Origin of the sequence: Aliarcobacter trophiarum LMG 25534 (genome assembly GCF_003355515.1) — a bacterium.
In the GTDB taxonomy this organism is placed as follows: Bacteria; Campylobacterota; Campylobacteria; order Campylobacterales; family Arcobacteraceae; genus Aliarcobacter; species Aliarcobacter trophiarum.
Genome location: NZ_CP031367.1, coordinates 191,055 through 210,144, shown reverse-complemented (window position 1 = coordinate 210,144; position 19,090 = coordinate 191,055). Strand labels below are relative to the sequence as shown.

Annotated in this window: 19 protein-coding genes, 5 tRNA genes and 1 pseudogene; 17 read left to right on the top strand and 8 right to left on the bottom strand. The window is 29.0% G+C overall.

The features are described 5' to 3' along the window. From ATR_RS01125 to ATR_RS01105, 5 genes are all read left to right on the top strand, one after another. A tRNA-Pro gene (locus ATR_RS01125) sits at nt 1-78 on the top strand. A gap of 19 nt (nt 79-97) precedes the next feature. Continuing rightward, a tRNA-His gene (locus tag ATR_RS01120) sits at nt 98-174 on the top strand. Between the two features lie 12 nt (nt 175-186). Next, nucleotides 187-263 (top strand) — tRNA-Arg (locus tag ATR_RS01115). A gap of 47 nt (nt 264-310) precedes the next feature. Beyond that, a tRNA-Leu gene (locus tag ATR_RS01110) sits at nt 311-395 on the top strand. A gap of 28 nt (nt 396-423) precedes the next feature. Further along, nucleotides 424-500, top strand: a tRNA-Gly gene (locus tag ATR_RS01105). A gap of 64 nt (nt 501-564) precedes the next feature. Here ATR_RS01105 and ATR_RS09940 read toward each other — a convergent pair. The 3 genes from ATR_RS09940 to ATR_RS01095 form a co-directional block, all read right to left on the bottom strand. After that, a complete protein-coding gene (locus ATR_RS09940) occupies nt 565-690 on the bottom strand; it encodes a hypothetical protein (RefSeq protein WP_257110001.1) in 126 nt (41 codons plus the stop codon). Between the two features lie 105 nt (nt 691-795). Next, nucleotides 796-2,616, bottom strand: coding sequence for a biotin/lipoyl-containing protein (locus ATR_RS01100; RefSeq protein ID WP_115427661.1), 1,821 nt, complete (start codon nt 2,614-2,616; stop codon nt 796-798). 3 nt (nt 2,617-2,619) lie between these two features. Further along, nucleotides 2,620-2,886, bottom strand: coding sequence for an OadG family protein (locus tag ATR_RS01095; protein WP_170126873.1), 267 nt, complete (start codon nt 2,884-2,886; stop codon nt 2,620-2,622). 138 nt (nt 2,887-3,024) lie between these two features. On the opposite strand from ATR_RS01095, the gene ATR_RS01090 reads away from it, so the two are divergent. Then, nucleotides 3,025-3,900 (top strand): AraC family transcriptional regulator, encoded by an 876-nt coding sequence (locus ATR_RS01090; protein WP_115427660.1) that lies wholly within the window; start codon nt 3,025-3,027, stop codon nt 3,898-3,900. On the opposite strand, the gene ATR_RS01085 is transcribed toward ATR_RS01090, so the two are convergent. The 4 genes from ATR_RS01085 to ATR_RS01070 form a co-directional block, all read right to left on the bottom strand. Next, a complete protein-coding gene (locus tag ATR_RS01085; protein WP_115427659.1) occupies nt 3,890-4,588 on the bottom strand; it encodes a GNAT family N-acetyltransferase in 699 nt (232 codons plus the stop codon). The genes ATR_RS01090 and ATR_RS01085 overlap by 11 nt on opposite strands. 40 nt (nt 4,589-4,628) lie before the next feature. Next, nucleotides 4,629-6,677: a HAMP domain-containing methyl-accepting chemotaxis protein gene (locus tag ATR_RS01080; RefSeq protein ID WP_115427658.1), complete on the bottom strand. Its 2,049-nt coding sequence runs from the start codon at nt 6,675-6,677 to the stop codon at nt 4,629-4,631. Between the two features lie 66 nt (nt 6,678-6,743). Then, on the bottom strand, nt 6,744-8,441 hold the full coding sequence (locus tag ATR_RS01075; protein ID WP_115427657.1) for a transporter substrate-binding domain-containing protein: 1,698 nt from the start codon (nt 8,439-8,441) through the stop codon (nt 6,744-6,746). Between the two features lie 48 nt (nt 8,442-8,489). Beyond that, on the bottom strand, nt 8,490-9,686 hold the full coding sequence (locus tag ATR_RS01070; RefSeq protein ID WP_115427656.1) for an MFS transporter: 1,197 nt from the start codon (nt 9,684-9,686) through the stop codon (nt 8,490-8,492). A 120-nt stretch (nt 9,687-9,806) separates the two neighbouring features. Here ATR_RS01070 and tkt point away from each other — a divergent pair, with 120 nt between their 5' ends. From tkt to ATR_RS01020, 11 genes and pseudogenes are all read left to right on the top strand, one after another. Further along, nucleotides 9,807-11,732 carry a transketolase gene (gene tkt / locus ATR_RS01065; protein ID WP_115427655.1) on the top strand — a complete coding sequence of 642 codons (1,926 nt, stop codon included), beginning with the start codon at nt 9,807-9,809 and terminating at the stop codon, nt 11,730-11,732. A 50-nt stretch (nt 11,733-11,782) separates the two neighbouring features. Next, on the top strand, nt 11,783-12,139 hold the full coding sequence (locus tag ATR_RS01060) for a gamma-glutamylcyclotransferase family protein (protein WP_115427654.1): 357 nt from the start codon (nt 11,783-11,785) through the stop codon (nt 12,137-12,139). A 21-nt stretch (nt 12,140-12,160) separates the two neighbouring features. Further along, nucleotides 12,161-12,697 (top strand): annotated as a pseudogene (locus tag ATR_RS01055) (TSUP family transporter); the annotation flags it as partial. 97 nt (nt 12,698-12,794) lie between these two features. Next, a complete protein-coding gene (locus tag ATR_RS09965) occupies nt 12,795-12,926 on the top strand; it encodes a hypothetical protein (protein ID WP_371273086.1) in 132 nt (43 codons plus the stop codon). Between the two features lie 80 nt (nt 12,927-13,006). After that, nucleotides 13,007-13,411: an arsenate reductase ArsC gene (locus tag ATR_RS01050; protein WP_115427653.1), complete on the top strand. Its 405-nt coding sequence runs from the start codon at nt 13,007-13,009 to the stop codon at nt 13,409-13,411. Then, the gene (locus ATR_RS01045; RefSeq protein WP_115427652.1) at nt 13,404-14,369 is read left to right on the top strand and encodes a permease; all 966 of its coding nucleotides are present in this window, start codon (nt 13,404-13,406) and stop codon (nt 14,367-14,369) included. Before ATR_RS01050 ends, ATR_RS01045 begins: the two co-directional genes overlap by 8 nt. Nucleotides 14,370-14,371: 2 nt before the next feature. Continuing rightward, complete coding sequence (locus tag ATR_RS01040; RefSeq protein ID WP_115427651.1) at nt 14,372-14,698, top strand: YnfA family protein; 327 nt, start codon at nt 14,372-14,374, stop codon at nt 14,696-14,698. Nucleotides 14,699-14,706: 8 nt separating this feature from the next. Then, on the top strand, nt 14,707-14,940 hold the full coding sequence (locus tag ATR_RS01035) for a thioredoxin family protein (RefSeq protein ID WP_115427650.1): 234 nt from the start codon (nt 14,707-14,709) through the stop codon (nt 14,938-14,940). A gap of 2 nt (nt 14,941-14,942) precedes the next feature. Then, nucleotides 14,943-15,245: an ArsR/SmtB family transcription factor gene (locus ATR_RS01030; RefSeq protein WP_115427649.1), complete on the top strand. Its 303-nt coding sequence runs from the start codon at nt 14,943-14,945 to the stop codon at nt 15,243-15,245. Continuing rightward, entirely contained in the window at nt 15,246-16,496 is a 1,251-nt protein-coding gene (locus ATR_RS01025) for an arsenic transporter (protein ID WP_115427648.1), read from the top strand. Between the two features lie 136 nt (nt 16,497-16,632). Continuing rightward, nucleotides 16,633-17,109 (top strand): ankyrin repeat domain-containing protein, encoded by a 477-nt coding sequence (locus tag ATR_RS01020; RefSeq protein WP_164966706.1) that lies wholly within the window; start codon nt 16,633-16,635, stop codon nt 17,107-17,109. A gap of 11 nt (nt 17,110-17,120) precedes the next feature. Here the strand turns inward: ATR_RS01020 and ATR_RS01015 are convergent, their stop codons facing one another. Further along, entirely contained in the window at nt 17,121-19,049 is a 1,929-nt protein-coding gene (locus ATR_RS01015) for an ankyrin repeat domain-containing protein (RefSeq protein ID WP_115427646.1), read from the bottom strand. Nucleotides 19,050-19,090 lie beyond the last annotated feature (41 nt).

Genomic DNA, 19,090 nt, shown 5'->3' with positions numbered 1-19,090 from the left:
CGGGGCGTAGCGCAGTCTGGTTAGCGCACCTGGTTTGGGACCAGGGGGCCGGAGGTTCGAATCCTCTCGCCCCGACCATTAGGACTTAAAATTTATGGTAGGTATAGCTCAGTTGGTTAGAGCATCGGGTTGTGGTTCCGAGGGTCGTGGGTTCGAGCCCCATTATCTACCCCATTTTTATTTTATGCTTCCATAGCTCAGCTGGATAGAGCAACGCCCTTCTAAGGCGTAGGCCGTACGTTCGAATCGTACTGGGAGTACCATTTTTGGTTTAGTAATACCAGCTAAACATTTTTTAGAAAAATTTTATGCGGATGTGGTGAAATTGGTATACACGCCAGACTTAGGATCTGGTGCCTCACGGTGTGGAAGTTCGAGTCTTCTCATCCGCACCACTTATACAAACAAAAAATTAATAATTTTGCGGGAGTAGCTCAGTTGGCTAGAGCTTCTGCCTTCCAAGCAGACTGTCGCGAGTTCGAGTCTCGTCTCCCGCTCCATTTAAACTCTTATATAAAAAGCTATATTTTTATATAAGAGTTTTTTTATTTCTAGTAATTTATACTAAAAAATCGATCCACCAACACTCATTCCAACTGTTCCACTACTATTTATAGTAGCACCAGCAAAACAACCGTTTAATGTTATTATTGTAAGTAAGATTAATATTATATGAATGATTTTCTTCATAGTAACTCTTTTGATTTATTTGTAAAAGTAAGTTTAGTGAAGATTTGTTTTAAAGTGCATTAGATAGAGTAAAATTTCTCTTGCCTCTATCTAATATAAAACTTCTTAAGCTATAACTGCTAGAGTTTGACCCTCTTCAACTGCTTTTGAAGGTTCTGTTAGGATTTTGCTTATTGTTCCAGAAATAGGAGCAACTACATCAATTTCCATTTTCATAGCTTCAAGTATCATAATTTGCTGATCTTTTTCAACTCTATCACCCTCTTTAACAAGGATTTTCCATACATTTCCATTTACAGGTGCTGTTGCTTCTGTTCCATTATAAACAGGTTTTGCAGGTGTTACTGGAGCTGTTTGTACAGGTACTTGTTGAACTACAGGTTGAACAGATTGTGCAACTTGAATATTTTGAACATCTCCTTCAAAAACCGATACATTAAATCTTTGTCCATCCACTACTACTGTATAGTTACCATTTGCCATTTTATTTTCTCCTTTTTTATTATATTCATCTTTTTTTTCATTTTTTCTTACATTTAAAGGTGCTTCACCTTTTAAAAATGCAATACCTTTCTCATCACAAGCAGCTGCTATAAAAATATTCTCTTCAGTTGTAGGAATATTCTCAATCTCCAATCTTTGTCTCCAAACATCAATTTTTTTCTTCGGATCTTTATCTGCAATATCCAAAGGATTTAAAGTTGTTGGTTCTAATTTTAATTTCTCACTTGCTAGTTTTATAATTTCACTATCTGCTTCAACTGGCGTTTTACCAAAATATCCTAAAACCATTCTTCCATACCCAGGAGCTATCTGCTTCCATGGTCCAAACATAACATTTGCATATGCTTGTTGCCAATAAAATTGAGATACAGGAGTTACGCTTGTACCAAATCCACCTTTAACAACAACTTCCTGCATAGCTTTTATAACTTCAGGGAACTTATGTAGTGTCCCATTGTCTCTCATCATTTGAGTATTTGCAGTCAAAGCACCTCCAGGCATTGGAGAAAATGGGATAAGTGGTGAAACTTGTGTAGCTTCAGGTGGAAGGAAATAATCTTTCAAGCAATCAGCTAAAACCTCTTCATATTTTAGAATCTTATTTATTTCTAAACCACCTAAATCATAATTCATACCTTTTGTTGCATGAAGCATAGTCAAAATATCTGGTTGAGATGTTCCTCCACTAACTGGAGAAGCTGCCAAATCTATTCCATCTGCTCCAGCTTCAAGTGCTGCTAAATAACAAGCAACTGAAACTCCAGCAGTTTCGTGAGTATGAAGCCTAATATGAGCTTTCTCTCCCAAAAGTTTTCTAGCCATCTTGATAGTTTCAAAAACTTTATTAGGACTACTTGTACCACTTGCATCTTTAAAACATATAGAGTCATATGGTAAACCACTATCCAAAATATTTCTTAAAGTTTTCTCATAAAAAGCTACATCATGTGCTCCAAAACAGTTTGGTGGCAAATCCATAAGTGTTACAACTGCTTCATGTTTTAAACCATGACTTTTTATACATTGTGCAGAGTATTCAAGATTTTGTACATCATTTAATGCATCAAAATTTCTTATAGTTGTAGTTCCATGTTTAGCAAAAAGTTTAGCATGAAGGTCAATTAGCTCTCTACTTCCTGTATCAAGCATAACTGTATTTATACCTCTTGCTAAAGTTTGTAAGTTTGCATCCGGTCCTACAATTTGTCTAAACCTATCCATCATATCGAATGCATTTTCATTTAGATAGAAAAATAAAGACTGAAACCTAGCTCCTCCACCAAATTCAAAATGAGTTATTCCAGCATCTCTAGCAGCTTCAACTGCTGGGAAAAAATCATTCATTAAAACTCTACCACCAAAAACAGATTGAAATCCATCTCTAAAGGTAGTATCCATAATATCAATATATTTTTTTGCCATATATTATGCCTTTGCCTTTGTATGATGCTCAATCGCGGCCATAATTGCAGCTACTTTTCTAGCATCAATTCCATAAGGATTTGTTGGTGCTTGAGAAATAACATTATTGTAAATCACTTGTTGAGGCTGTAAAGGTTCAGGTTTTTTTGGAAAAAACTCAACAAACGTTACCCCTTTTGCTTTTAGCAAAAATCCAATAACCAAAAGAATAGTTGAAACTATTCCCATAATTATTAAAAAGCTAAATATTGCTTGTATTAAGGCTTCCACATTTCTCCTTTAAGTATTTATTAACACTTGTTTAAAGTACCGCATTTTAGGAAAATTTTATATTTTCTTCTACCTTTTTGGTGCTTTATTAATTGTTGTTTAGTGCTAATTTTATCTAAAGTTTGATAAAATAATCTTATGAAAAAAGAGACTTTAGAAAAAAGAACAAAAATAGCAAATGATATTATGTATTATATCTATACTCATATTGAGACAAACATTGATATAGAAGAGCTAAGTATTGATTTAGGTGTTAGTAAATTTCATATGCACCGTATTTTTAAAGAAATTTTTGGAAGAAATATATATGAGAGTATTAAATCTATAAGGCTTCAAAAAGCTTCAAATTTACTTCTTACAAATAGATACTCAACTATTTCAAGTATTGTAAACTCTTGTGGATACTCTTCTCAATCCTCTTTTATAAAAATTTTTAAAGAGCGATTTGGAATGAGTCCAAAAGAGTGGAAACAAGGTGGATATAAAGAGTACTCAAATGAGATTATAAAACAATCAAAAATTGCTATGAAGTCAAAAGCAAATTTTGAAAATATAATTCCTACAATAGTAAAACAAAAATCTATAGAGAGCTACTATATAAGAAATAGAGGTTATAACAAAAATATTGAAGATACTTGGCAAAAACTTCAAACTTGGGTTTTAACAAACAGTATAAAATCATATAAAAGAGCAGCTCTTTTTCATGATAATCCAACTATCACTCCACTTGATGAGTGTCAATATATAGCCTGTATAATTGTAGATGATGATAAAAACATAAGAAGTGATAGAGTTCCAAAGTTTAAAATTGCTGAGGGGGTTTACGCTAAATTTGATTTAAAAGCTAAAAGTGAAGATCTTCTACCTTTTATTCAGTGGGTTTATCATGAGTGGTTACCAAAAAGTGAATATGAAACAACAACCAAACCATCATTTGCAATTTATGAAAGCCTTGATTTTATTGATTTAAATGATGAGTGTGAATTTAGTTTTTATGTATCTATTAACTACTAATCTTCTTTAACCATTTTCTTAAAAAAGCTTCTCTTTTATACAGTTTTGCACCCAAATCAAACTTATATTGCATATAAGGGTGTCCTAAATTCCAAAAACTAAACCCATTTTCTTCTAAATATTTTGCCAATAAAACAAGTTGAAGTTTTCCCCAGTTATTAAATTTTCTATCTTTACTTGAAAAACCACTAAGTGAGGTATATGTTGTTTTAATTTTGTACCCTATTTCGCCAGCTATAATCTCATCTTGATAATATAATAAAACCGAATAAATTTCAAAATCATCATCTGGATTTTTATATAAATCTAAAATCAAATCTCTATATCTATCACAAAGCCAACTATCTTTATGGTAAGAGTTGATTTTTTCTAAAACTAGATTTATATCACTATTTACAACAAATCTAAAACTATTTTCATTTAAAAGTTTCTCCACTTTTTTACTAATATGAAGATTTTTAAAATCTAATACTGCATACTCAAATTGAATCTCAGGAAGAAGATAGAAACTATCTTTAATATAGATTGAAGTTGATATAAAACCAGCTTTTGCTTGAGTAATATAGAACTCTTTTGTAAAATCTGAGCTAAGATAATAGTTATCTGTTTTGTTGTTATAAATATAGTTTAAAGTTGTACTATCTTGAATGTTTTCTAAATTTATCTCATATAAAATAGTGTTTGACATAATCTTTATCAAATTTAGATGGGAAATTACCATCTAAATTTTAGAAACTCTCCCACTCATCATCATTTGAAGATGATTTTATCTCTTTTTGTTTTACAGTTTTATCTATCTCTTTTTTTATTTCAGATTTTATAATTTTTGTAGTATCCTCTTTTTTTATAGGAGTAGCTGAGCTTTTATGTTTTTGTTTTATCTCATCTTTTCCTATAAACTCATTTAAGTTTGCATCCTCAACAACTTTTAAAGAGATTTCATAAGCTTTTGAAGCTATCTCTTTTGTATTTGCTGCTATTTCAGCATTTTGTTGAGTTTGTTGATCAAGTCCAGTTACTGCGTCATTGATTTGAGTAATTCCTGCTTCTTGCTCTTTACTTGCTAGTGCTATCTCATTTATAGTTTGTGTCTGTTTCTCAATATTTCCTAATAACTCTGTATAACCCTCTATCATCTCAAAACTGATATTCTTTCCTTCATTTGCTTTTGAAGTTGCAATTTCAACAAGAGATTTTATCTCTTTTGCAGCTTCTGCACTTCTACTTGCAAGATTTCTTACCTCTTGTGCAACAACTGCAAAACCTTTTCCTGCCTCTCCTGCTGTTGCTGCTTCTACTGCTGCATTTAAACTTAATATATTTGTTTGAAATGCTATTTGGTCAATTACACTAATAGCTTCATTTATTCTATTTACTTGATTATTTATCTCATCCATAGCTTCTGTTGTGTGATTTGCCATCTCTTGACCTTTTTTGGCAGAGTTACTAACTTCATTTGAGTATTTTGACATTTGTGCAACACTATTTGCATTGCTTACAACAGTGCTAGTAATCTCTTCAAGAGCTGCTGCTGTCTCTTCTAGTGAAGCTGCTGCACTATTTGAACTTTTATTTAGTATTTCAACATTTTCAAGCAACTCATCAGAGCTATTTTGAAGCATTAATCCTACATTTAAAGACTGTTTTAAAAGTTCACATATCTCATCACCTAACTCATTCATAGCAACTGCTACTTTTGCATAAGGAGTTGGGAATCTAGCTGTGAAATCGTGTTTTTTGAAACTCTCAATAACACTTAAAAGCTTATTTATATCTCTTGCTATTGTATGTTCTAAATAGTGTTGAAGCTCATCTAAAAGCTTTTTAAGGGCTATTAGATTTGGAGTATCACTTGATTTTTCAATTTTTGCCAACATATTCCCACTTGAAAGCTCTTTTACAAATCTCTCAACATCACTTAAAAATTGATTATCTTTTTTAATTCCTTCACTTGTATTTTTAATATTCTCATTTACAACTTTAGCAATTGCTCCAAACTCATCATCTGATTTTATATCTATAAGCTCACTTGAATTTGTTTTATGATTTAAAAAATCAAAGAAACTAAGTGTTCCAACTTTAATCTTTCTTAAAGATGAAATAATAAGATTTATTGTAATAAATACAAATATTAAAGCGATAATTGAAACTACAATAAATACTGAAATTATCACATAAATAGAAGTATTTGCACTAGAAACAGATTGTGCTATCATATTTGTAGAGAATTTAAAAGTTCTTCCTCTTTGTTCATTTAAAAGTTGTGAAAATTTATCTGAAACTACAATAAGATTTTTAATCTCCTCTTGATAACTATCTACATATCTCTCTTGTGCATCTTTATTTCCAATATTTTCTATCGTTTTTGCTATAAAACCATCTAGCTTATCATGAGAAGCTCTCCAGTTATTAAATGCCTCTTCAAGACCAGCAAATGCATCTTGTCCTGCTTTTGTCTTTCTAGGAGTGCTTTTAAAAAAATCCCAATGTTTTTGTATACTTGAAAAAATTGCATTTTTTGTATTTTGTACTTTTTCTAAATTCTCTTTTGTATTGTACTCTTGATAAATATAAGTAAATTCATATACAGTAGATCTAATAGCCATTCTCTCTTTATCTAAATCAGCCAGTGCCAAAATTATCGGAACTCTTTGTTCAGCTACCTCTTCAATATCATTTGCCCATGTTTTTGCACTATGAAAACCAATATAACCAATAATCAACATACCAACAAGTAATACTGTTGATAATAACCACAACCTATTTTTTACTGACATCATTTACCTTTATAAAATTTGTTTTGAATTATACTAGCTTATTAATAATATAATTATAAAAGAAACTTATCTTATAGGAATTTTAATTGTAAATTCTGCTCCAATAAAACTAGAATTTTTATAACTAAACTCTTGATTTGTAACGGTTAATTCCCCATTTAAATGCTTTGAAATAATCTCTATAGACATATAAAGTCCTATTCCAGTACCCTGACTTTTATATTTAGTTGTAAAATATGGTTCAAATATTCGTGATATTAAACTATTATCAATCCCTCCACCACTATCTTTTATTTTTAAAACCACATTTTGATCTTTTGTATAAAGATCTAAAAAAATATATCTATCATTTTGATTTTTATCTTTTAAAATATCTATTGAGTTATTTAAAATATTTATTAGTACCTGAATAAACTCATTTTCATAACTAGTTATGTAAACAGTTGATAGGTTTTGAACTATTTTAATATCATGATTTTCAATCCTACTACTTAAAAGATAGATAGCCTTTTCGATAGATTTAGAAATGTCAAACTCTATACTCTCTTTTTCAACTTTAAAAAAGTTTCTAAAATCATCTATGGTATTTGATAGGTGTTGAGATGATTTATTTATCATATCCATATTTCTTACAAACTCATCATCTTGTAGCATTCCTAACTCTTTCTTTAGCTTCATTGAAGTTACAATAGTTGAGATTATAGATAATGGTTGCCTCCACTGATGAGCTATATTTTCAAGCATCTCTCCCATTGCTGCCATTTTTGATTGTTGATTTATAATAGCATCTTTTTCTAATAACTCATTTGTCTTTGCATTTACCATATTTTGTAAGTTTTTATTTAAATTTTGTAACTCTTTTGTCTTATCTTCTACAGTTTTTAAAAGTTTTTTATTTAAAATATTTAATGTCACATTTCTATGTGTAAAAGCTAAAGTTCCTAAAAAAATAATTACAACTAAAAATAGTATTGTTTTATAGTCTATAAAGCTTTGAAATTGTACATTGTTCCATTTTAAAACAATCTCATCTAGCTCTTTTTTATCAATACTATCAATTGCTTGATTTATTAAAGGAATTAACTCTTTATGTTCATTTCTAACCATAATTTTTAATAAGTAGTTAAAACCACTATTACCACTAACTTTTAGTTCATCGAACTCAAATTTAGCAATATTATATGTAAGAACAGGCTTAACATCTATATAAGCAAAAGCCTCATCATTTAAGACTTTTTCCAATCCACTTTTTGGATTATCTACTAGTATAAAATCTATATTAGAGTAGTGTTCTTTTAAAATATTATGTGATGTAAAGTTATTTCCAACTGCTATTTTTTTATCTTTAATTTCATTAAAACTCTCTATAAAATTTTCATCTTTTTTTGTGGCAATAGAGATTGGAAAAATTAAATACTCTTTTGAAAATGTTGCAAAGGATCTATTTAAAGTGCTACTATCTCCTGCACTAAAAATAATATCACTCTTTCCAGCTTTCAAAGCTTCTAGTTGATCATAAAAGCTATCATAAAATATATTATTTGTCTTTAATCCCAATTTTTGTACTACTAAATCCCAATACTCAGAAGAGATACCAGAAGCTTCCCCTTTATCTCCCCTAAAGCTAAAAGGATACCAATTTTTTGTAATTGCTATATTAAAAATATTTTTATCTATATACTCTTTACTGCTGTTTGAAAATGCTATTTCTTGGCTTGAATAAACAAAATTAAAGAAAAGAAGTATAAGAAAAAATAGTCTCATCTTAAATACCTTTTGAATAATTGAATAATTATAACAAAAAAATAAACACTATTTTATACTTTCTTCTTTTATTGGTAAATTTATAAAAGCAGCAAGAAGCGCTAAAACAATATCTAAATACCACATCCAAATAAAATTTCCACTAAATGAAACAGCTAAACCACCCAAATATGCACCTAAAAAAGCTCCAATTTGATGAGATAGTAAAGTAAGCCCAAATAGAGTCCCCAAATATTTTGTACCAAAAAGCTTTCCAACAATTCCAGCAGTTGGTGGTACTGTTGCTAGCCATGTAAGACCTATAAATATTGCAAATATATAAAAAGTAAGCTCTGTTTTTGGGCTTAAGATATAAACAATAATCATTAAAGCTCTTGAAAAATATATTCCAAATAAAATATATTTCATTTTAAATTTTGTTCCCAAATATCCAGCATACAAACTTCCAAAAATATTAAAAAACCCAATTAATGCCAAAGAGAAAGCAGATACATTTGCACTATGTCCACAAAGTACTACTTCTCCTGGAAGATGAGTTGTAAGAAAAGCAACATGAAAACCACAAGTAAAAAATCCTAGATTTAAAAATATATAGCTTTTATCTTTTATTGCTATAAATATCTGCTCTTTTAGTTTTGTACTATTTTCATCTTCTATTTTTTCAACAGTTTTCTCTTTTTTTGTAAGCTTTCTTGCTAAAGGAATTGTAATAAGAGTTGAAAAAGCAAGAGCTATTAATGCCCAAACCCAGCCAAAAATATTTATAAAAGCTTGAGTAATTGGTGCATAAACAAACTGTCCAAATGAGCCCCCTGCATTTATAAATCCAGCAGCAAAAGACCTTTTATGATTTGGAATTGATTTGGAAACTGTCCCAATAAGTATAGAAAATGCACCTGCTCCTGCTCCAGCTGAGATTAAAACTCCAAAAAATATAATTAAAGTAAATTCACCTTTAATAAAAGGAGTTAAGAGTAAACCAATAAACATTAAAATAGAACCAAAAATCAAAACTCCAAGAGAGCCTTTTTTATATGCAATTGCACCAAAAAATGGTTGTACAAATCCCCAAGTTAATTGTCCAATAGCCAAAGCTAAACTAATAGTTACTATATCAAAAGAGCTATTATTGTGAAGGGGTTCTACAAAAAGCCCAAGGCTTTGTCTAGCTCCCATAGTAATTGCCAAAATAAGTGATGATGATATTATTAAAGCCCAAATTACTCTATTTTGCTCTTTTGTCATTTTTTACTCTTACTTTATTTTTAGAAGAGTTTATTAAATTTATCTGAAAAAAAAGATTAAACAGTTTTTAGATATAATCTATTTAATTTTTCAAAAAACTTCAATAATATAGGATAAATAATGTCAAAAGAACTTCTACAAAAACAAGCAGATACTATAAGATTTTTAGCTGCTGATATGGTACAAAGAGCGAACTCTGGACACCCTGGAGCTCCTATGGGTTTAGCAGATATTGCAACAGTTTTAAGCAAACACTTAAATATAAATCCAGCAGATGAAAAGTGGCTAAATAGAGATAGGTTAGTATTCTCAGGTGGACATGCAACTGGTCTGGTTTACTCTTTACTTCATTTATGGGGATTTGATGTATCTGTAAATGATATGAAAAACTTTAGACAATCTGGTTCAAAAACACCAGGGCATCCTGAATTTGGACATACTCACGGAATCGAAATAACAACAGGTCCATTAGGGCAAGGAGTAGCAAATGCAGTTGGTTTTGCAATGGCTTCTAAATATGCACAAAATTTATTAGGAAATGATGTAATAAACCATAAAGTATATTGTCTTTGTGGAGATGGAGATTTACAAGAAGGAATCTCTTATGAAGCAACTGCAAGTGCTGGGCATATGAAACTTGATAATCTTGTAATAGTTTATGATAGCAACTCAATAACTATTGAAGGTGATACAAGTATTGCTTGGAGTGAAAATGTTAAAAAAAGATTTCAAGCAATAGATTTTGAAGTAATTGAAATAGATGGACATAATTTTGACCAAATTGATAAAGCTTTTATTCAAGCTAAAAAATCAACTCAACCTGTACTTATTATTGCAAAAACAGTAATTGCAAAAGGAGCGGTTACTCTTGAGGGAAGTCACCATTCACACGGAGCACCACTAGGAGTTGATGAGATAAAACAAGCAAAAATAAAAGCTGGGTTTAACCCAGATGAGGAGTTTTTTGTACCAGCTGATGTAAAAGGTGCCTTTGATAAATTAATTATAGGAAGTACAGCACAGAATATTTGGAGAGATAGTTTAAGCAATGAAGCTACTAAAAAAATAGAGGAGCTACAAAATCCAGATTATAGTAAGATTATATATCCTACTTTTGAAGAGGGAAGCAGTGTTGCTACAAGAGATTCAAATCATAAAATTTTAAATGCAATTGCAAGTGCAATTCCTAGCTTCTTAGGTGGAAGTGCTGATTTAGCACCATCAAATAAAACAGAATTGAAAAATATGGGAGATTTTCCAAATGGTAGAAATATCCATTTTGGTATAAAAGAACATGCAATGGCTGCCATGGTAAATGCTATGAATTTATATGGACTATTTAAAGTTTATAGTGCTACATTTTTTGTTTTTAGTGATTATCTAAAACCTAGTGCTAGAATTGCGGCTTTAGCAAATATTCCACAACATTTTATTTGGACACATGATAGTATAGGAGTTGGAGAAGATGGACCAACTCACCAACCAATAGAACATTTAAGTCAATTTAGAGCTTTACCAAATTTTTATACATTTAGACCAGCAGATGCAAGTGAAAATATAAAAGCATGGAAAAAAGCACTTACTATGCAAAGTCCAACAGCATTTGTATGTTCAAGACAAGGTTTAAAAGTTTTAAAGGATGATAGAGTTTACGGAGATGTTGAAAATGGTGGATATTTACTAAAACAAAGAGCTAATGCAGATATTACAATAATGGCAAGTGGTAGTGAGGTAACTTTAGCTCTTCAAACTGCTTGTGCCTTAGAAAAAGAGGGAATAATTGCAAATATAGTTTCTGTTCCTTGCTTTGATCTACTTTTAGAACAGACAAAAGAGTATATAGAAAAAATAATAGACCCAAACACAAGAGTTTATGCGGTTGAAGCAGCACGTGGACTTGAGTACTATAAATTTGCAGATGTAGTATTTGGAATGGATAGTTTTGGAGCAAGTGCACCAGCTGGTGAGCTTTTTGAAGAGTTTGGATTCACTATTGATAAGCTAAAAGAGAAAATAAAAGAGGATTTTAAAACAACTAACAAATAGATTAGATGAGAAAACCTCATCTAATTTCTCTTTAAATCTTAAGGAATAATTTGAAAGATTCACTTTTTGTATATGGTACACTTATGCCAAACTGCCCAAATGCTTATGTTTTAGAAGATATTGTAGGAAAATTTGTCCCTGCAACTGTAAAAGGTAAACTAGTAGATGCTGGTTGGAGTGCAGGAATGGGCTATCCTGGAATTAGGCTTGAATTGGGAAATGATACTATTCATGGGTTTTTATTCTACTCTGATAATTTAATAAACCATTGGGAAAACCTTGATATTTTTGAAGGTGAAGAGTTTGTACGAACACCTATAATTGTTGAAAGATACGATGAAGTTGAGGTAGAAACTTATATTTATACTCTAAAAGATGGGATTTTGGAAGATGACCAAAATTATTAAACTCTAAAAAAGATTATAAAAATGGCAAAAAATAGAAACCTATTCTCCTTTTTAAGTGGTGGTGCAGTTGCTTCTTTAGGTGGACTTATTGGCCTTGGTGGAGCAGAATTTAGATTACCAATTTTAGTTGGATTTTTTTCTTTTGGAACAATTACTGCTGTTATTATAAACAAAGTTATATCTTTATGTGTTGTACTCTTTTCTTTAATTTTTAGAAGTAATACTATTGGATTTGATTTAATATTACCTGAACTTGGTGTGATCATAAATATTTTGATTGGAAGTCTTTTTGGCGCTTATCTTGGTGCAAATTATGCTTTAAAAATAAAACAAGAGTTTCTAAATAAGATTATCTTGATTTTACTTATTCTTTTATCGTTTTCTATGATTTTTGGTCATAGTTCTTTAGAAGCTTCAAAACCTCTATTTGAGAATAATATAATTTTATTTATAAGTGGAGTTATCGCTGGAGTATTAATTGGAGTTATTGCAGCAGTTTTAGGTGTTGCTGGTGGAGAGTTTATAATTCCTACTTTAATTTTACTCTTTGGAATAGAACCAAAATTAGCAGGCAGTATCTCTTTATGTATTAGTCTTCCTACTATGATTATGGCATTTACAAGAGATTTTAAAAGAGAAAAGTTTTGTTTTATTTATGATCTTTGGTTCAGTTATTGGTGCATTTATTGGTTCTTTACTGTTAGAATATGTAAATTCACAATATATAACTTTACTTTTAGGTTTTATACTTCTAATTTCGGCTTGGAAAGTATTTAAAGCAAAATAGTCTAAATTAATATATCAAGATATATTGATATATTAATCTCTATTTGGATATTATTCTCTACTTTTAAAATTGGAGATAAAATGGATAAAAAAGTTTTGATATTATGTACAGGTAACTCTTGTAGAAGTATTATCGCGGAAGCGTTAATAAATGCTAAATTAAATGGAGTTACTGCAAATAGTAGTGGAGTAAAAGCTAGTGGTAAAGTAAACCCAAATGCAAAAAAGCTACTTATAGAAAAAGGTATCTGGAAAGAGGAGTATTATTCAAAAACTCTTGAAACTGTAATAAATAATGAATATGATTTAATAGTAACAGTTTGTAGCCATGCAAACGAGAACTGTCCAATATTTCCAAAAGTAGTAAAAACAATACATATTGGATTTTCTGATCCAGATGGAAAAGATTTTGATGCATTTATAGATACATATAATAAGATAGAAGAGATATTACTTCCAAAAGTTAAGGAGCTATTAGATGTTTGATTGGCTTGTAAATCTAAGTGCAATTCTAGTTTTTGATAAGTTTGGATTTGAAAAAGGTAGCCATTTTGGCGAGGCCCTACACTTTTTTATATATGATACTATTAAAATATTTATTTTAATTATAGCTATTATTTATATTGTTACATTTTTAAGAAGCTATCTTCCTGTTGAAAAAGTAAGAGACTATTTAAGTGGAAAACATAAAATTGTAGGGCATATATTTGCAGCACTTTTTGGCATGACAACACCTTTTTGTTCTTGTAGTGCAATTCCACTATTTATAGGTTTTCTTCAAGCAAGAATTCCTTTAGGAGTTACTTTTAGCTACTTAATCTCTGCACCACTTGGAGATGCAGTTGTAATAGCTATGTTGTTCTCAATTTTTGGTTTAAAAATAACTCTATTTTATATTGGTTTTGCACTACTTATAGCAATTTGTGCTGGACTTTTAATTGGAGCTTTAAATTTAGAAAAAGAGGTTTTAATTGAGGTTAAACCACTAAATAGCTGTTGCAATAGTATTGAAAATAGCCAAACTACTCTAAAAGCTAAAGTAAAAGAGTCTTTTGAATATACAAAAGATATATTTAAAAAACTATATATATATGTAATTATTGGTATAGCAATTGGTGCATTTATTCATGGATATGTTCCAGCTGGATTTATAGAAAAATATGCTGGTGGAGATGTTTGGTATGCACCAATAGTTGCAGTTGTTATGGCAGTTCCTATGTACTCAAATGCAGCTGGTATTTTACCTCTAATTGAAGTTTTAACTCAAAAAGGAGTTTTAATGGGAACAGCACTATCATTTATGATGGCAGTTGTTGCGGTTAGTCTTCCTGAAGCTATGATTTTAAGAAGAGTAATAAGTTTAAAATTAATAGCGATATTTTTTGGAGTAGTTACTTGTGCTATTATTATGGCTGGATATATATTTAACTACTTAATAGGATAAGAATGTTAGGAAATTTAGGAGTTTTTTTTATTGCTGCTTTTTTTGAGATCTTAGGATGCTTCGCCTTTTGGTCATATTTTAGACTAGAAAGAAGCTCTTTGTGGCTTTTTTTAGGAGTTGTTTCTTTGATTTTCTTTGCATATATTTTAACAAAAATTGATGTGGAACATGCAGGAAGAGTATATGCAATTTATGGTGGAATTTATATTATAAGCTCTCTAGTATGGTTAGTTTTAGTTGAAAAAGAGAGTTTTAACAAATGGGATATAATAGGCTCTTTAATAGCAGTTTTAGGAGCTTCTATAATACTTTTTGGAAATCAAAAATAAGGATAGATATGAAAATAGAGATATTAGGTACAGGGTGTGCAAAGTGCAAAAATCTTGAAGAGAACACAAAAAAAGCGGTTGCAAAACTAGATGGGTTTTATGAGATTGAAAAAGTTGAAGATATAGTTGAAATTATGAATTACAATGTAATTAGCACTCCAGCACTTGTAATTGATAAAGTTGTAAAATCTACTGGAAAGGTTTTAACTATTGATGAAATTATTGAGTTGATTAAAGGATAAAAATGCAAGATTTTTTACAATTAAGTGGAGCAATAAATGATGAAACAAGAGTTAGATTACTAAACTTTATAGATAAAAATGGAGAAGTTTGTGTTTGTGATATAGAAAGCTCATTTCTTATGATTCAATCAAGAGTTTCAAGACACTTAAAAATTTTAAGAGATAGTGGATTTTTAACTGTAGAAAGAAGGGGTAAATGGGCATATTATAGTATTAATAGCAAAATAGATGAATTTAAAAAATTAATATTAAAAGAGATTAATAGTTTAAATATGGATACTCCAATACTTATTAAAGCTTGTTAAATGATCCTCTCAAGTACAATTTTTCTAATAACTCTTATATTTGTAATTTGGCAACCAAAAGGTTTGCAAATAGGAACTAGTGCAATTATAGGTGCATTTATAGCTTTAATTTTTGGAGTTGTAAGTTTTAGTGATGTTTTAGATGTTACTTCTATTGTTTGGGATGCAACTTTAGCATTTATTGGAATTATTATTTTGTCTCTTGTTTTAGATGAGATAGGGTTTTTTGAATGGGCAGCCTTACAAATGGCAAAATTCTCAAATGGAAGTGGCATAAAAATGTTTATCTACTCAATTTTATTAGGTGCTTTTGTCTCAGCACTTTTTGCAAATGATGGAGCAGCACTTATTTTAACTCCAATACTTTTAGCAAAAATGAGAGTATTAAACTTAAACCTTAAAACAATAGTTGCTTTTTTACTTGCTGGTGGATTTATAAGTGATAGCGCTTCACTACCATTTGTATTTTCAAATCTTACAAATATAGTAACAGCAAACTATTTTAATATTGGATTTGCAAAATATCTCTTTGATATGATTACTCCTTTTATTGTAAGTATTGCTATATCTACACTCTTTTTATGGATTATTTTGCGAAAAGATATACCAAAAAGTGTAGATATAACTTTGTTAAAAGAGCCAAAATCTGTTATTAAGAATCTAAAACTATTTTATTTCTCTTGGTTTTTCTTAACTCTTCTACTAGTTTCCTATTTTATAGGAGATATCTTTAATCTACCAATCTCTATATTTGCCTTAGGTGGAGCAATAGTTTTTTTACTAATTGCAACAGTAGTAAAAACCGTTGAGCCAAAAAAGATAATAAAAGATGCTCCATGGCAAGTTGTTTGGTTTAGTATTGGACTTTATATTGTTGTGTATGGATTGAAAAACGCAGGACTCACAGAGTATTTAAACACTATTTTAAAACTTTTATCTCAACAAAATGATACAGTTGCAGTTTTAGGAACAGGTTTTATAGCGGCATTTCTAAGTGCTATAATGAATAATATGCCAACAATTATGATAATGGATATAGCTTTAAAAGATATAGGAAATGAGGCTATGATATATGCAAATATTATTGGTTGTAATTTAGGACCAAAAATGACACCATTTGGAAGTTTAGCAACTTTATTATGGCTTTATGTTTTAGCACAAAAAGGGGTAAAAATATCTTTTGCTCAATATAGTAAATTTGGATTAATTATTACTCCACCAGTTTTATTTATTGTATTATTAACTCTATAATGAACCATTTTTATCTATAAAATCTTATCAAAACAGTAAAAATTTAAATTAACTTTAAAGTTTTGTATATTATGATACTCATTATCATTTATATATCTTGGTTTTTTTTAAGAACCAAAAAATAAAAGGAGAAACTTTGTGCAATAACACTCTTTTGGGGAAAAGACTTGATTTGAGTAAAACTATCGATATTTTTAACAATTTAATAAAGAATGATGAATGGGAAACTTTGATTAGATTGTTTAGTTTAAATATTTTAGATATAAATTATAGAGATTGCAAGGGAAGAAATATTTTGTATTTTGCAATATTAAATAAAAAGTATGAGTACATTAAAACTCTTTTTGATTTAAGAGTTAGTCATAATGTAAATTATCATTTAAATGCACTTAATTTTGCTGTTTGTTTAGATGATACTAAAGCTTTAGATATACTTTTAAAATGCGGTTTAGATATTGATATTCAAGATGAAATAGGCACTTCTGCCCTAATCTACTCTATTTTATATAATAAGAAAAAGTGTAAAGATTTTTTACTATTAAATGGTGCAAATATTGAACTAGAAGATTTTATGGGAAATTGTGCAAGAGATTTATTAAAATCAAAAGAGTAGTTTATATTAAACTACTCTTTTGATATACCTATTTCAAACTCTAAAATCATATTTTCTGCCAATTTATTTAAATTTGACCTACTATTTAAATCATCAACTCCTAGAGTTAAATTCAAAATATTTTTATGATATCTTTTTAAAAACTCTATAATATTTGGTGACTTTTTGTTTGAGTTGTTTATAGATGCACCCAAATCAATAAGTTCTAAAACAACACTCTTTTTGCCCATAAAAGCAGCATAGTTTATTGGTTTTGTACCAAAACTATCTGCTTGATCTAAAATTATACTATTATATTGAGATACAGTTTTTATATACTTTTCTTTATCTTTGAAAATTGTCATATGAATAATATTTCTACCTTTTTCATCTACTAAATTAGTATTAGCTCTTAAATCCAAAAGAAGTTTTAAAATATCATCTTTTTCATTTAAAATAGCAAACTCCAAAGCTGTAATACCCTTATCATTTTTGGCATCTATATCAACTCCAGCAACAACTAAATTTTTTATAGTATTTAGTAAAACTCTTCGATTTTCAACTCTATTTCTTAAATCTTTTTCTAAAAGATGAAAAATAATATTATTTCCATCTATATCAGTTGCATTAATTTGTAGATTTTTAGTTCGCATAATCTTAAATAATGAGAAGTTGAAATTTAATAAACTAGCAAAAAATAGTGGTTCATTCTTTGAATTTAATCTGTTAAAATCAAGATTATAATTCTTTGTTAAGGCTTCTAATATATCTTTGTATTGGGCATTTTGATTTAAATTTTCTTTGTAAATCAACTCTAAGTTCTGCTCATTTTCTAAATGTAATATAATATTTATAAGAGCTTCAATCACACAAACATTATCTCTATTTTTAAACTCTAAATTTGCACCTTTTTCAATATATAGCTTGATTAAATCCATATTTGCAATTCCATTTAAAATTAGAATAGTTAAAACTGTCAAACCATCTATATTTTGCCTATTTAAATTTAGCTTTTCTAAATTATTTAACAAATAATGTATTAAATCTCTATCAAAACTTCTTGTAATATTAAAAAATATTGTTTCATTATTGTTATCAATAGACTGTACATTTATATTTTGATGTACTAACTCTTTTATTAGTTCAGATTGGCTCTCTTTTTGATTTGTTTTTATAACTTGTAAAAAGTGTTCAACTGCTTTCATTAAAATATTTTTATTTTCGCTATTTTTTTGATTTAAATTAAACCCTAATTCACTAGCTCTTTTTATAAAATTAAAAGCACTCAAACCTTTTGTAACAGCAAAAAACAAATAGCTAATAGATTTACTATTAGGAATTGTTGGGTCAGCTCCTTGATTTAATAAATAAAGAGCCAAATCTATATTCTTATAGCAGTTTTCAAGATGCAATATAGTATTTCCAGCTATATTTTTGTGGTTTAAATCAATTTTTTGCAAAGATACCAATTTTTTTATAATATTAATATTTCCACTAATTATTGCATCAAAAAGTACATTGTTTCCATTAATATCACAGTTTGTAAAAGAGTTTATCTTTTGTATTAAGAATCTTACTATTTTTTTATTTGCATTATGAATTGACTCTTGAAGAACTGTTCTATTTTTAATATTTAAGTGGTTTAAGTTGGCTCCAAAATCTATTAAAGTTTCAAGAAGTTTAATATCTTTTGAATATATTGCATAAAAAATTGCACTCTCTTTTAAGCTATTTTCTAATTCAATATCTATTTTATTTTCTAGTAACCATAGGCACGAGCTATATAAATCTTTTTTACAACAACTAAGTAATATAGGTTCATCTTTTATTAATAAAGAATTAAGATCTATTTTTGAGTTATTATAAATTTTATTCAAATTTTCTATATTTAAAAGAGGATTTAAAAGCTCTTTTATTAAGTTATCTTTTGAGTATTTTTTGCTTTTTAAAAGTCCTATCATTTAATAAACTTCCTAAATTTTCTTTATTATATAACAACTAT

Bases quoted from the DNA above. Each gene is read 5' to 3' on its own strand.
- ATR_RS09940 (WP_257110001.1), bottom strand. From the start codon at position 690: ATGAAGAAAATCATTCATATAATATTAATCTTACTTACAATAATAACA.
- ATR_RS01100 (WP_115427661.1), bottom strand. From the start codon at position 2,616: ATGGCAAAAAAATATATTGATATTATGGATACTACCTTTAGAGATGGA.
- ATR_RS01090 (WP_115427660.1), top strand. From the start codon at position 3,025: ATGAAAAAAGAGACTTTAGAAAAAAGAACAAAAATAGCAAATGATATT.
- ATR_RS01085 (WP_115427659.1), bottom strand. From the start codon at position 4,588: ATGTCAAACACTATTTTATATGAGATAAATTTAGAAAACATTCAAGAT.
- ATR_RS01080 (WP_115427658.1), bottom strand. From the start codon at position 6,677: ATGTCAGTAAAAAATAGGTTGTGGTTATTATCAACAGTATTACTTGTT.
- ATR_RS01075 (WP_115427657.1), bottom strand. From the start codon at position 8,441: ATGAGACTATTTTTTCTTATACTTCTTTTCTTTAATTTTGTTTATTCA.
- ATR_RS01070 (WP_115427656.1), bottom strand. From the start codon at position 9,686: ATGACAAAAGAGCAAAATAGAGTAATTTGGGCTTTAATAATATCATCA.
- tkt (WP_115427655.1), top strand. From the start codon at position 9,807: ATGTCAAAAGAACTTCTACAAAAACAAGCAGATACTATAAGATTTTTA.
- ATR_RS09965 (WP_371273086.1), top strand. From the start codon at position 12,795: ATGATCTTTGGTTCAGTTATTGGTGCATTTATTGGTTCTTTACTGTTA.
- ATR_RS01050 (WP_115427653.1), top strand. From the start codon at position 13,007: ATGGATAAAAAAGTTTTGATATTATGTACAGGTAACTCTTGTAGAAGT.
- ATR_RS01045 (WP_115427652.1), top strand. From the start codon at position 13,404: ATGTTTGATTGGCTTGTAAATCTAAGTGCAATTCTAGTTTTTGATAAG.
- ATR_RS01040 (WP_115427651.1), top strand. From the start codon at position 14,372: ATGTTAGGAAATTTAGGAGTTTTTTTTATTGCTGCTTTTTTTGAGATC.
- ATR_RS01035 (WP_115427650.1), top strand. From the start codon at position 14,707: ATGAAAATAGAGATATTAGGTACAGGGTGTGCAAAGTGCAAAAATCTT.
- ATR_RS01030 (WP_115427649.1), top strand. From the start codon at position 14,943: ATGCAAGATTTTTTACAATTAAGTGGAGCAATAAATGATGAAACAAGA.
- ATR_RS01025 (WP_115427648.1), top strand. From the start codon at position 15,246: ATGATCCTCTCAAGTACAATTTTTCTAATAACTCTTATATTTGTAATT.
- ATR_RS01015 (WP_115427646.1), bottom strand. From the start codon at position 19,049: ATGATAGGACTTTTAAAAAGCAAAAAATACTCAAAAGATAACTTAATA.